The sequence below is a fragment of the Phreatobacter sp. AB_2022a genome, from assembly GCF_026847585.1.
Taxonomy (GTDB): domain Bacteria; phylum Pseudomonadota; class Alphaproteobacteria; order Rhizobiales; family Phreatobacteraceae; genus Phreatobacter.
The window spans coordinates 36,976-48,604 of the sequence record NZ_JAPSET010000036.1 but is presented as its reverse complement, the minus strand read 5'-3'; the positions used below and the strand labels follow the sequence as shown (position 1 = coordinate 48,604).

The following is an 11,629-nucleotide window of genomic DNA, read 5'->3' as shown; positions in this document are numbered from 1 at the left end:
GCAGCATAACGTTCCGAGTCCTACAATTCTCCGCTACCGGATATTCCCGACTAATTCGCTCATCGTTGCCGCTTCGCGCCGGTTCGGCTTGATCGCTCCCGACCACCGGTTCGTCCAGGCCCGGGCGCCCCATGGTCTGCTCAAGCAGCCCCGTGTGCGAGATTGCCAGCGCGAGCGGTCGAGCGGCGACGCATGGCGCCCAGGCCGGTCCCGACGATCTCTTGGCCCATCCCGCGCCGGTCGGATGGCGCATAGCGCCTTCTCCGGTGACTTTTGCAGGGATCGCGTCGCGCGGACGGCAAATCGTAAGCTGCTCAGTTCTTTGCCCAAAAGCCGCGCCGCTTGACCGCGTTGACCTGCCGTTCGCCCCGGCGTCGTTCAGCCGGAAGCCAGCGCTCTGCGGTCAATTAGTCTCAATTCCAACTATTTGGGCTTGTCGCCGGTGAGAACATCACTATCGTCGTGACCGATTGGACAAGAGGCGTCCTGGATGGCGCCCCTTCGGCCTGAAGAGCCGGCCATTCTGGGGGAACTCCTGCCGAGGATCTTTGAGACGATGACCCTGTCCCGCCGCCACCTGATGGCGCTTGCCGGCGCAACCGTCGCCGCGCCCGCCACCCTGCGCACCGCCTGGGGGCAGAGCCCGCAGGTCACCTTGCGCATGCACCACTTCCTGCCGCCCGCGTCGAATGCGCATCAGCGCTTCCTGACGCCCTGGGCGCGCAAGGTGGAGGCCGAATCCGGCGGCCGCATCAAGATCGACATCTTTCCGGCCATGCAGCTCGGCGGCACGCCGCCCCAGCTCTACGATCAGGCCCGCGACGGCGTGGCGGACATCATCTGGACGTTGCCGGGCAATACGCCCGGCCGCTTCCCGGCGATCGAGGCGATCGAACTGCCGTTCATTGCCGGCAAGCGCGCGGTGACCAATTCCAAGGCTTTGGCCGAGCTCGCGCCGACGCATTTTCTCAAGGAGTTCTCGGAAGTTCAGCCGCTGTGCCTGTGGGCGCACGATCACGGCCTGATCCATTCCAACAAACCGGTGAAGACGCAGGCCGACCTTGCCGGCCTGAAGCTGCGCTTCCCGACCCGCCAGGCGGGCGAGGCGCTCCGCGCGCTCGGCGCCAATGCCATCGGCATGCCGATCCCGCAGGTGCCGGAGGCGCTCTCGCAGAACATCATCGACGGCGCGGTGGTGCCCTGGGAGGTGGTGCCGTCGCTCAGGCTGCACGAGCTCGTCCGCTACCATACCGAGATCCCCGGCTCGCCGACGCTCTATACCGCCTCGTTCATCCTGGCGATGAACAAGCCGAAATATGAAGGCCTGCCGGCCGACCTCAAGGCGGTGATCGACGCCAATTCCGGCATGCCCGCCGCGATCATGGCCGGCGAGATGTGGGACGAGCGCGGCCGCTCGGTCGCCGACATGGTCAAGGGCCGGTCGCGCAACACCATTTCGCTCTTGGCCGAGGACGAGGCGGCGAAATGGCGGGCGGCGACGAGGCCGGTCGAGGAGGCCTGGCTGAAGGCGGTGCGCGAACGCAACATCGACGGCCAGAAGATCGTCGACGACGTCCGCGCGGCCGTCACCAAGCACATGCTGGCTTGATCTGCCGATGACCAGCGAAACGGCAGGAGAGGGGGGGCGGCCGGCCGCGTCCGGGCCGATCGACCGCCTGGCGCGCGGGCTCGCCGTGTTCGGCGGCATGGTGATGCTCGCGACCGCCGCGATGGTGACGCTGTCGGTGCTCATGCGCTGGCTGTTCAAGAGCGGCATCAGCGGCGATTTCGAGATGGTGCAGATCGCCACCGCTGTGGCGGTCTTCTCCTTCCTGCCGCTGTGCCAGCTCGGCCGCGGCAATGTCTTCGTCGACACCTTCACGCTCAAGGCGCCGGCATGGCTCAACCGCGGCCTCGATGCGCTCTGGGACCTCGTCTATGCCGGCTTCGCGCTGCTGATCGCCTGGCGGCTCGGCCTCGGCGCCTATGATGCCATCGCCTCGCACACGAGCTCGATGGTGCTGGCCATCCCCATCGGCTATGCCATCGCCGCCACCGCGGCCATGGCCCTGTTCCTGGTCCTGGCGACGCTGACGGCGCTCAGGCGCCTGTTCCGGACCGCGTCATGAGCGGCGCGATGGTCGCCGTTCTCGGCTTTGCCGGGATGCTGGTGCTGCTCGGCCTGCGCATGCCGATCGGCCTTGCCATGCTCACCGCCGGCTCGCTCGGCTATATCCATTTCACCAGCGTCGCGGTCTTCCTCAACTATATGAAGACCACGCCCTACCACCTGTTCGCCAACTATACGCTGTCGGTCATTCCGCTGTTCATCCTGATGGGGGCGCTCGCCGAGAAGTCGGGTCTGTCGACGGCGCTGTTTCGCGCGGCAGCGGCCTTTCTCGGCCATCTGCGCGGTGGGCTCGGCATGGCGCTGATCGGCGCCTGCACGGGGTTCGGCGCCATCTGCGGCTCGTCGGTGGCGACGACGGCGACCTTCGGCCGGGCGACCCTGCCGGAGTTCCGGCGCTACAATTACGATGCCGGCTTCTCGACCGGCATGATCGCGGTCGGCGGAACGCTCGGCATCCTCATTCCACCCTCGGTGATCCTGGTCGTCTATGCCATCACCACCGAGCAGAACATCGCCAAGCTGTTCATGGCGGCGCTGATTCCTGGCCTGCTCGCGGCCTTGTTCTATTGCATCGTCATCGCCGTGATGGTCCGGCTGCGGCCGGAGGCCGGGCCGGCGCTGCCGCGGGTCGGCTGGGCCGAGCGGATGCGCACCGTGGTCGGCGTCTGGCCCGTTCTGGTGATCGCCGTCACCGTGGTCGGCGGCATCTATGGCGGCGTCTTCACGCCGACCGAGGGCGCCTCCGTCGGCTGCATCGCCATGCTGGCGGTGGGGCTGCTGCAGCGCACGCTCGGCTGGGCCGAGATCAAGGCTTCGATCATCCAGACCGCCGAGACCTCGGCGATGATCTTCCTGATCCTGCTCGGCGCCGAAGTGTTCAACGCTTTCCTCGCCCTGTCGCAGTTGCCGGAGCTTGCCGCCCAGATGGTCAGCCAGTCGGGCCTGCCGCCCTACGGCGTGATCGTGGCGCTGCTGATCTTCTACATCATCCTCGGCGGCGTCATGGACGAGCTCGCGATGATCCTGCTCACCCTGCCGATCTTCTTCCCGATCGTGACCGCGCTCGAGCTTGGCATGCCCGCGGATGACGTGGCGATCTGGTTCGGCATCCTCGTGCTGATGGTGGTCGGCATCGGGCTTACCGCGCCGCCGATCGGCCTCAATGTCTTCGTCGTCTCGGCGGTCGCCAAGGATGTGCCGATCCTTGCGACCTATCGCGGCGTCCTGCCCTTCGTCGCTGCCGACGTGGTGCGGCTGGGCCTCGTCGTCGCGTTTCCGGCGCTCGCGCTCTGGCTGGTCGAGCTGATGACCTGACGCCGCGCGATTCCAGCTGTCCGGAGCGGCGGAGACGGGACGCCTGTGCGGGGGACCTGCGCGGGCCGTCAGCCGGCCGCGCGGGCGAGCCGGCGGGCATTCGCCTTGACGCGCCGGGCCGCCGGCCTGGCCGCGGCGACGCCGATCGCCACCAGCCCTTCGGCGAGATCATCGGGCGACATCGGTCCGCAGGCCGAGCGGAGCATGAAGCGGCTCGCTTCGACGGTCGCGGCGATCGAGCCTTCGGCCGCCGCGCCGAGCTTCTCGGCCACCATGCGGACGGCTTCCTTCTGGCCGGCGGCGTCAAGCCCGAACGGCGTCGTCATCAGCGCGAGGCGATGGCCTATGGTGATGCCCGCGGCGACCGCGGTGCTGGCGGAGAGCGCGGCGGCGTTCAGCGCGCTGCCGGTAAAGCGGGGCATGTACCAGAACAACAGCGCGTCCCTCGTTCGTCCGGACGGCTTGCCCGGCCGGAATCGAGTTTGCGAACATCGCGGCCGATTGCAAGGAAAGGACGCCGCATGGCAGCTGGTCATCCCCGATTTCCGCCCAAGGACCCGGATTTCGAGGCCCGGGGCCGAGCCGGCTTCGCGCGCCAGACGCTGATGCAGACGCTGGGCGCCGAGATCGGCCTGGTCGAGCCTGGCCATGTCGAGATCGTCATGCCCTTCGCCCCGCATATCCTGCAGCAGCACGGCTTTGTTCACGCCGGCGCCATTTCCGCGATCGTCGACACCGCCTGCGGTTTTGCGGCGGTGACCTTGATGCCGAAAGCCGTCGGCGTGCTGACCACCGAATTCAAGATCAACCTGATGTCCCCGGGCACGGGCGAGCGCTTCATCGCCGTGGGCACGGTGATCCGCCCCGGCAACAAGCTGACGGTGACGCTCGGCGAGTGCTTTGCCGAGACCGGCGGCAAGCGCAAGCTCATCGCCATGATGACGGCCAGCATGATGCTGGTCGATACGCCCGGCATCGTCGATTGAGGAGCATGTCATGACCGATCTCATCATTGAACGCGACGGCCCGGTGACCACCTTCATCCGCACCCGCTCGGCGGCGCGCAACGCGATGAACCCGGAAGGGGCCAAGGCCCTCCATGAGGCGCTGCTCGCCTTCGAGGCGGACAGCGCGGCGAGTGTCGGCGTGCTCTACGGGGCCGGCGGGGCCTTCTGCGCCGGCTTCGACCTGAAACATGCGGCAGCCGCGCCGGACGCCGCCGCTTTCGGCGGGCCGCTGGACATTCCCGACGGCGACACCGACTGGCCACGCGGCCCGATGGGACCGACGCGTCTCATGCTGTCGAAACCGGTGATCGCCGCGATTGCCGGCCCGGCGGTGGCCGGCGGCATGGAGATCGCGCTCTGGTGCGACCTGCGTGTCATGGAGGAGGACGCCTATATGGGGGTCTATTGCCGGCGCTGGGGCGTACCCTTGATCGACGGCGGCACCGTGCGCCTGCCGCGCATCGTCGGACAGGGGCGGGCGCTCGACCTGATCCTCACCGGCCGCAAGGTCGAGGCCGACGAGGCGTTGCGCATCGGGCTTGCCGACCGCGTGGTGCCGAAGGGCACAGCGCGCGAAGCCGCCGAGGCTCTCGCCCATGAGATCGCCCGCTTTCCCCAGGGCTGCATGCGCGCGGACCGCGCCTCGACCTATGCCCAGTGGGACATGCCGATCGCCGACGCGCTGCGCAACGAATGGCGCATCTCGGCGCCGATGGTCGCCGCGGAAGGGGTTGCGGGGGCCGGCCGCTTCGCCGCAGGCAAGGGCCGCGGCGGCGACTTCGGCAATATCTGAAGCCGGCTGATGGTGCGCCGTTCGCCGGGCGGCCCGATCGAAGCGGACGGTGATGCGGTGACGGCGGCGCATCACTTCAACCTCGCTTCGATTCGGCCCGCCGGTACCAACGCTCTGAAGCGCTTTGTTAATACTGCGTTTTTTGAGAGGAAATGGCGCCGCTCGACAAATCAGGGAAGCTATTCTAGCTTCAGCAGAACCACGTAATAGGAAGTAATCATCTTCAACTTTTAGTCGTGCCTCAGGTCCGCTCTGCCAGTATTCGAGCTGGCAGTGCGAGGAAGAGAAATGAGTGATCTTCCGCGGTGGCGGGAGGGGATGAGATCGATTGCAAGGCCGGGGGGGCTTACTGTCGATCATCGTTCCGCGTGGCGTTCGCAGACACCTTTCAAGGCTGACAGGTTCCCGCCGGGAACGATGCGACAAGAGGCAGATTTCTGCATGTTCTGCAGATACACCCCCCTGACGGCGATCTCCGCCAGCGCTGCTTTTCTGTTTCTATCCGGCTGCACCGTCGAGCCACAGCCGATCACCCATTCGGAGCTTTCGACCATCGCGTCGGAGCGGCTGCAGCGCGTGACCGCGGACCAGGAGCCGGTGCGCGGACCGATCAGCCTTTACGAGGCGATGGCGCGCGCGCTGAAATACAATCTCGACCACAAGGTCGAGATCTTCCAGACGGTGGTGCGCACCTCCGAGTTGAACGCGGCCCATTACGACATGCTGCCCAATCTGGCGGTGAGCGCCGGCTATGGCGCGCGCGACAACGTGAATGCGTCGAGCAGCTTCAATCTCGTCACCCGTACCCAGAATTTCGGCGCGTCGACTTCGCAGGATCGCCATACCGGCGTTGCCGATGCGACGTTCAGCTGGAACATCCTGGATTTTGGACTGTCCTATGTGCGGGCGCGCCAGGCCGCCGATCGCGTGCTGATCGCCAGCGAAGCCCGGCGCAAGATGGCCAACCGGATCATCGAGGACGTCAGGACGGCCTATTGGCGCGCGCTGACCGCCGACAGGCTGGTGCGCAAGCTCGCAACCCTGGAGACCCGGACCCGGGCGGCGCTCGCCAGCACGCGGCGCGTTTCGGCGGAAGGCCAGACGTCGCCGGTCGCCGCGCTCACCTACCAGCGCGAGCTGATGGAGATCCGGCGTACGATCCAGGAGCTGCAGCGCGACCTGACGGTCGCCAAGCAGCAACTCGCCGCGCTGATGAACCTCGCCCCGGGGCAGAATTTCCAGATGGTCGCGCCGGGCCGCGAAGGGCGCCTGCGCGCGCCCGGGAACGTGCGGTCGATGGTCTGGACCGCGCTGCAGAACCGGCCGGAACTGCGCGATGTCGAATACAGCAAGCGCATCAACCTGCGCGAGGCCGACGCGGCGCTGCTGCAGATGCTGCCGGGCATCCAGCTCTATGCCGGGCCGAGCTACGACAGCAACAGCTACCTGCTGAACCACAGCTGGGTGGGGGCCGGCGCCAAGGTGAGCGGCAATCTCCTGCGCCTCCTGACCTATCCGGCACGGCGCGACGTCATCACCGCGCAGGACGAGCTCCTGGAGCAGCGCGCGCTCGCGATCACCATGGCGATCATGACGCAGGTCTATGTCAGCAATGTCCGCTTCCAGCATTATCAGCGCGAGCTGACGGCCGCCGCCGAATATTACGATGTCCAGCGCCGGCTGATGGAGCAGATGCGCGCCCAGTCGGCGGCCGAGCGGGCGAGCGAGCAGACGCTGATCCGCGAGGAGATGAACACCCTGCTGGCCGAGGTCCGGCGCGATGTCGCCCATGCAAGCCTGCAGAACGCCTATGCCAACCTCTACGCCTCGATGGGCCTCGATGCCTATGTGAGCGACATCGATTTCCAGGCGCCGGTCGCCGATCTCTCGCGATCGCTCGGCCGGCTTTGGCAGGAACGGGGAACAGGACAGGTCGCGCTGCTGACACCGCCAGCGCAATGACAGGCCCGCGGCGCGGCGGTCGCGCCGCGGAGGCAAGTGACTGCGTCGCATTGAGAGAGGAGCAACCCATGTCCGTTGCCCTGGTCCTCAGGCCTTGGTCCTTGGTCCTGCCGCTCGTGGCGCTCGCCGGCGTCGCGCAGGTTCAGGCGGAAATGCCGGCCGCGCGGCGCGAGGCGCCGGTGCGCGGCGTGGTGCGGCCTGTCGACCAGGCGACATTGTCGAGCGAGCTCGGCGCGCGTGTCGTCGAGCTGCCGCTGAAGGAGGGCGAGGCCTTCCAGCGCGGCGACCTGCTGGTCGCGTTCGACTGCCGCCGGCAGCAGGCCGAACATCAGGCGGCCGAGGCGGCGCATCGGGAGGCGCGCATCGCCTATGAGAGCCAGGTCTATCTGCAGCGCAACCAGGCGGGCTCGCGCTTCGACATCGATGTCGCCCGCGCGCGCGCCGAGAAGGCGCGCGCCGAGGCCGACGCGCTGAAGGTCCGCCTCGACCAATGCACGGTCGTGGCGCCGTTCCGCGGCCGCATCGCCGAGCTTGGCGTCCATCGCCACGAGACGCCGCAGGCCGGGCGGCCGTTCATGACCATTCTCGACGACAGCGCGCTGGAGATCGAACTCATCGTGCCCTCGGTCTGGCTGCGCTGGCTCGCCGTCGGCGCCACCTTTTCATTCCTGGTCGACGAGACCGGCGCGACCTATGCCTCGCACGTCATCCGCATCGGCGCGGCGGTCGATCCGGTCAGCCAGACCGTCAAGCTGATCGGGCGGTTGGACAATCCGGACGACAAGGTGCTGGCCGGCATGAGCGGCTCGGCCGCCTTCGAGCGCGGCATGTAGGCGCGTCATGGGCCAGCCCTCGAACGACCGTCGCGCTCCGCGCATCGAGCTCAGCCCGGCTTCCGCTGCTTCCGCTGCGCCCGCGCCGGCGCGCGAGGCCGGACAGGTCGCGCTGCGGGCGTTGATGCGGCTGGAGGCGGCGATCCGCAAGGTCGGCACGGTCGCGGAGCTGAACGCGCTGGTCGCCAACGAGGCACGGGGTCTGCTGCGCGCTCGCCAGATCTTCGTGATCGACTGCGAGGCGGGAGGGGCGCGGGTCGTGACGATTTCGGGACTGCCGACGGTCGAGCGCGGCGCGCCATTGATCCAGGAAATCGAAAGGGGGCTCAAGCGTCTCGGCGACGAGGAGGGCCTGGCGCGGCGTCACGAGTTCCGCCTCGCCGGTCTCGTCACCGAGGAGAGCGCCGGCTTCGTCGCCTATCCCTTGCAGGACATGCTCTGGCTGCCCTTCAAGGCGGACGGGGCGCGGCCGCCGGGCGGGCTTCTGGCGGCGCGCGAAAATCCCTGGGGCGAGGGCGATATCGGCGTCGGCGAGCATCTGGCCGACGCCATGGGTTATGCGCGGCGCGCGCTCACGGCGGCGCCGGCGCGCGTGCGCCGGTTCCGGCCCGGCCGCTGGACGCTCGTCGCCATGGCGCTCGGCCTTGCGGCACTGACCTTCATTCCCGTGCCGATGACCGTTCTGGCACCGCTCGAAGTGGTGCCGCGCGAGCCTTTCGTGGTGGCGACCAGCCTCGACGGGATCGTCGAGAGCATTCCGGTCGAGCCGAACCAGCGTGTCGTTCAGGGCGAGGTCGTGGCGCTGCTCGTCGGGGTCGAACTGCGCAACAAGCTGGAGGTGGCGGAGCGCGAGGTCCAGGTCGCCGCCGCCAAGCTGCAGAAGGCGACGCAGCTCGCCTTCGTCGATGTGCGCGGCCGGCACGACATGGCGCTGATGCAGGCCGAGCTCGACCTGCGCATCGCCGAGCGGGACTATGCCCGCGATCAGCTCGAGCGCACGGCGCTGCGCGCAGGCCGCGCCGGCATCGCAGTCTATGGCGACCGGCGCGACATTGTCGGCCGGCCCGTTGCGGTCGGCGACCGGCTGATGGAGATCGCCGACCCGGACGCGGTCGAGGTGCAGGTCGACATTCCCGTCGGCGATGCGCTGGTGGTTCGCCCCGGCGCTCGCGCCAAGCTTTTCCTCGATTCCGATCCGCTGCGGGCGGTCGATGCCACCATCGTGCGCGCGGACTACAAGGCGCGGGCGCGCGATGGCGCCAATCTCGCCTACCGGGCGGTGGGCCGCCTTGCCGACACGGCGGGCGTCGCGCCGCGACTTGGACTGCGCGGCACCGCCCAGGTCTATGGCGAGGCCGTGCCGCTGTGGTTCTACCTGTTCCGCCGGCCGATCTCGGTCCTGCGCCAATGGGCCGGGCTATGAGCACGGCCGCTCCCGCAACACCCTTGCCGGCCCTGAGGTCGGACCTCGTTCTCCTGGAAGCTGCGCCCGCGCGCGAAGGGCAGCCGCGCTGGCTGATCCACGATCCGCTGCAGCAGCGCTATATCCAGATCGAGGCGACGGCTCACCGGCTGCTCACGCTCTGGTCCCCGGCGCGCACGGCCTTCGAGCTGGCGAAGGCGATGTTCGAGCGCTTCCATGTCGAGATCGATGTCAGGGAGATCGAAGCCTTTTCCAGCTTCCTCAAGGCCAATCACCTGACGGCCGGCGCCGCCGGCGACTGGCGCCGCCTCCACGAGGCCGGCCAGCCGCGCCGGTCGCTCGCCTGGCGCATCCTGCACGGCTATCTGTTCTTCCGCATCCCGCTGGTGCGGCCGAACCGCTTTCTGCGCGCGACCTGGCCGTTCGTATCGTTCCTGTTCACGCGCGGCGCGGTGACCGGCCTCGCCTTCATCGGTCTTGCCGGGCTCTATCTGGTCTCGCGCCAGTGGGATGCCTTCCTGTCGACCTTCAGCTATCTCTTCAGCCTTGACGGGATCATTGCCTTCGGCATCGCGCTCGTCCTGGTCAAGCTCGCCCACGAGCTTGGCCACGCCTATATGGCGGTGCGCTTCGGCTGCCACGTGCCGACCATGGGCATCGCCTTCGTGGTGCTGGCGCCCATGCCCTATACCGACGTGACCGATGCCTGGCGCCTCACCGACCGCCGGCAGCGGCTGATGATCGATGCCGCGGGCATGATGGTGGAGATCGGCATCGCCGCCGTCGCCACCTTCCTCTGGGCCTTCCTGCCGGACGGGCCGCTGCGCAGCGTCGTCTTCACGCTCGCCACGGCCAGCTGGCTGATGAGCCTTGCGGTCAATCTCAGCCCGCTGATGCGGTTCGACGGCTACTACCTGCTTTCCGACCTTCTGGGCGTCGAGAACCTGCAGCAACGGGCTTTCGCGCTCGGCCGCTGGCGCCTGCGGGAGCTCCTGTTCGGCATCGGCTTCGCCCCGCCGGAGCGCTTTCCGCCGCGTCTGCACAGCCTGCTCATCGCCTATGCCTGGTTCACCTGGCTCTATCGGCTGGTGCTGTTCTTCGGCATCGCCCTGTTCGTCTACCACTATTTCTTCAAGGCGCTGGGCATCCTGCTGTTCCTGGTCGAGATCGGCTATTTCATCGCGCTGCCGATCGCCTCGGAATTCGTCGTCTGGTTTCATCTGCGGCGCCTGATGGTGCGCAGCCGGCGCAGCTGGCTCACCGCCGGCCTCCTGCTGGCGGGTCTTGCGATCCTCTTCGTTCCCTGGTCCGGCACGGTGCACGTGCCGGCACTCCTGGAAGTGGAGGAGACGGCGCAGCTGTTCCCGCCGGTCGCCGCGCACGTCGAGCGGGTCGACGTGACCCAGGGCGAGCGGGTTGCGGCCGGCCAGCGCCTGATGACCTTGCGCGCGCCGGCGCTCGAGCGGGAGATCAGGCAGGCGCAGATCAAGCTCGAACTGACGCGCCTGCGCCTTGCGCGCGGCGCCGGCGACGACGTCGATCGCGCCGAGACGACGATCCTGCAGAACGAGCGGACGGCGCTGGAAGGCCGGCTCGCCGGGCTGGAGAACGAAAAGCGCCGGCTGGTCGTCACCAGCCCCATGGCAGGGGTCGTGCTCGAGCTCAATCCCTCGCTCCATGCCGGCCGCTGGCTCAGCGTCAAGGAGATGCTGGCGCTGATCGGCGATCCGAGCCGGCTCGCGGCTCGCGGCTATCTCGCCGAGCGCGATCTCTGGCGCGTCCAGCCGAGCGCGGAGGCGAGGTTTATTCCCGACATGCCGACCCGGCCGTCGGTGGCGCTCAGGCTCCATGACGTGTCGCGGGCCGGCGTTGCCGCCCTCGACCTCGTCGAACTGGCCTCGACCGCCGGCGGGCCGGTGCCGGCGCGTGCCGATCCGCAGCAGCGGCCGGTGCCGACCTCGGGCCAGTATCTCAGCCATTTCCGGGCGGCGGGAGCCGTCGAGGCCGGGCCCGAGCGGGCCATCCGGGGCGTCGTCCATGTCCAGGGTGAACCGGAAAGTTTTGCGGCTGCCATCTGGCGTCAGATCCTGCGCGTCCTGGTGCGGGAGGCCGGCGCATGAGGACAGGTCGGCCGGGATGAGCCGGCCGCGCGAATGGAAGACCCGT

At 68.3% G+C, this 11,629-nt stretch carries 10 protein-coding genes; 9 read left to right on the top strand and 1 reads right to left on the bottom strand.

What is annotated here, in order from left to right:
- The first annotated feature begins 556 nt into the window (after window positions 1-556).
- From OZ671_RS22790 to OZ671_RS22780, 3 genes are read left to right on the top strand one after another with little or no spacing between them, the layout of a single operon-like run.
- A complete protein-coding gene (locus OZ671_RS22790) occupies window positions 557-1,609 on the top strand; it encodes a TRAP transporter substrate-binding protein (RefSeq protein ID WP_268862849.1) in 1,053 nt (350 codons plus the stop codon).
- Between the two features lie 7 nt (window positions 1,610-1,616).
- Complete coding sequence (locus tag OZ671_RS22785; protein ID WP_268862848.1) at window positions 1,617-2,129, top strand: TRAP transporter small permease; 513 nt, start codon at window positions 1,617-1,619, stop codon at window positions 2,127-2,129.
- Entirely contained in the window at window positions 2,126-3,445 is a 1,320-nt protein-coding gene (locus OZ671_RS22780; protein ID WP_268862847.1) for a TRAP transporter large permease, read from the top strand. Before OZ671_RS22785 ends, OZ671_RS22780 begins: the two co-directional genes overlap by 4 nt.
- A gap of 68 nt (window positions 3,446-3,513) precedes the next feature.
- Here OZ671_RS22780 and OZ671_RS22775 read toward each other — a convergent pair whose 3' ends face one another.
- Window positions 3,514-3,867 carry a hypothetical protein gene (locus OZ671_RS22775; RefSeq protein WP_268862846.1) on the bottom strand — a complete coding sequence of 118 codons (354 nt, stop codon included), beginning with the start codon at window positions 3,865-3,867 and terminating at the stop codon, window positions 3,514-3,516.
- A 99-nt stretch (window positions 3,868-3,966) separates the two neighbouring features.
- On the opposite strand from OZ671_RS22775, the gene OZ671_RS22770 reads away from it, so the two are divergent.
- From OZ671_RS22770 to OZ671_RS22745, 6 genes are all read left to right on the top strand, one after another.
- Window positions 3,967-4,431 (top strand): PaaI family thioesterase, encoded by a 465-nt coding sequence (locus OZ671_RS22770; protein WP_268862845.1) that lies wholly within the window; start codon window positions 3,967-3,969, stop codon window positions 4,429-4,431.
- 10 nt (window positions 4,432-4,441) lie between these two features.
- Entirely contained in the window at window positions 4,442-5,245 is an 804-nt protein-coding gene (locus tag OZ671_RS22765) for a crotonase/enoyl-CoA hydratase family protein (RefSeq protein WP_268862844.1), read from the top strand.
- 441 nt (window positions 5,246-5,686) lie between these two features.
- Window positions 5,687-7,207 carry a TolC family protein gene (locus tag OZ671_RS22760; protein ID WP_268862843.1) on the top strand — a complete coding sequence of 507 codons (1,521 nt, stop codon included), beginning with the start codon at window positions 5,687-5,689 and terminating at the stop codon, window positions 7,205-7,207.
- Between the two features lie 68 nt (window positions 7,208-7,275).
- Window positions 7,276-8,040 (top strand): efflux RND transporter periplasmic adaptor subunit, encoded by a 765-nt coding sequence (locus OZ671_RS22755; protein ID WP_268862842.1) that lies wholly within the window; start codon window positions 7,276-7,278, stop codon window positions 8,038-8,040.
- Window positions 8,041-8,047: 7 nt separating this feature from the next.
- Window positions 8,048-9,463: an efflux RND transporter periplasmic adaptor subunit gene (locus OZ671_RS22750; protein ID WP_268862841.1), complete on the top strand. Its 1,416-nt coding sequence runs from the start codon at window positions 8,048-8,050 to the stop codon at window positions 9,461-9,463.
- Window positions 9,460-11,583 carry an HlyD family efflux transporter periplasmic adaptor subunit gene (locus OZ671_RS22745; RefSeq protein WP_268862840.1) on the top strand — a complete coding sequence of 708 codons (2,124 nt, stop codon included), beginning with the start codon at window positions 9,460-9,462 and terminating at the stop codon, window positions 11,581-11,583. Before OZ671_RS22750 ends, OZ671_RS22745 begins: the two co-directional genes overlap by 4 nt.
- The last annotated feature ends 46 nt before the right edge of the window (window positions 11,584-11,629 follow it).

Excerpts from the sequence above, each read along its gene's own strand:
- OZ671_RS22790 (WP_268862849.1), top strand. The coding sequence starts at position 557 with ATGACCCTGTCCCGCCGCCACCTGATGGCGCTTGCCGGCGCAACCGTC.
- OZ671_RS22785 (WP_268862848.1), top strand. The coding sequence starts at position 1,617 with ATGACCAGCGAAACGGCAGGAGAGGGGGGGCGGCCGGCCGCGTCCGGG.
- OZ671_RS22780 (WP_268862847.1), top strand. The coding sequence starts at position 2,126 with ATGAGCGGCGCGATGGTCGCCGTTCTCGGCTTTGCCGGGATGCTGGTG.
- OZ671_RS22775 (WP_268862846.1), bottom strand. The coding sequence starts at position 3,867 with ATGCCCCGCTTTACCGGCAGCGCGCTGAACGCCGCCGCGCTCTCCGCC.
- OZ671_RS22770 (WP_268862845.1), top strand. The coding sequence starts at position 3,967 with ATGGCAGCTGGTCATCCCCGATTTCCGCCCAAGGACCCGGATTTCGAG.
- OZ671_RS22765 (WP_268862844.1), top strand. The coding sequence starts at position 4,442 with ATGACCGATCTCATCATTGAACGCGACGGCCCGGTGACCACCTTCATC.
- OZ671_RS22760 (WP_268862843.1), top strand. The coding sequence starts at position 5,687 with ATGTTCTGCAGATACACCCCCCTGACGGCGATCTCCGCCAGCGCTGCT.
- OZ671_RS22755 (WP_268862842.1), top strand. The coding sequence starts at position 7,276 with ATGTCCGTTGCCCTGGTCCTCAGGCCTTGGTCCTTGGTCCTGCCGCTC.
- OZ671_RS22750 (WP_268862841.1), top strand. The coding sequence starts at position 8,048 with ATGGGCCAGCCCTCGAACGACCGTCGCGCTCCGCGCATCGAGCTCAGC.
- OZ671_RS22745 (WP_268862840.1), top strand. The coding sequence starts at position 9,460 with ATGAGCACGGCCGCTCCCGCAACACCCTTGCCGGCCCTGAGGTCGGAC.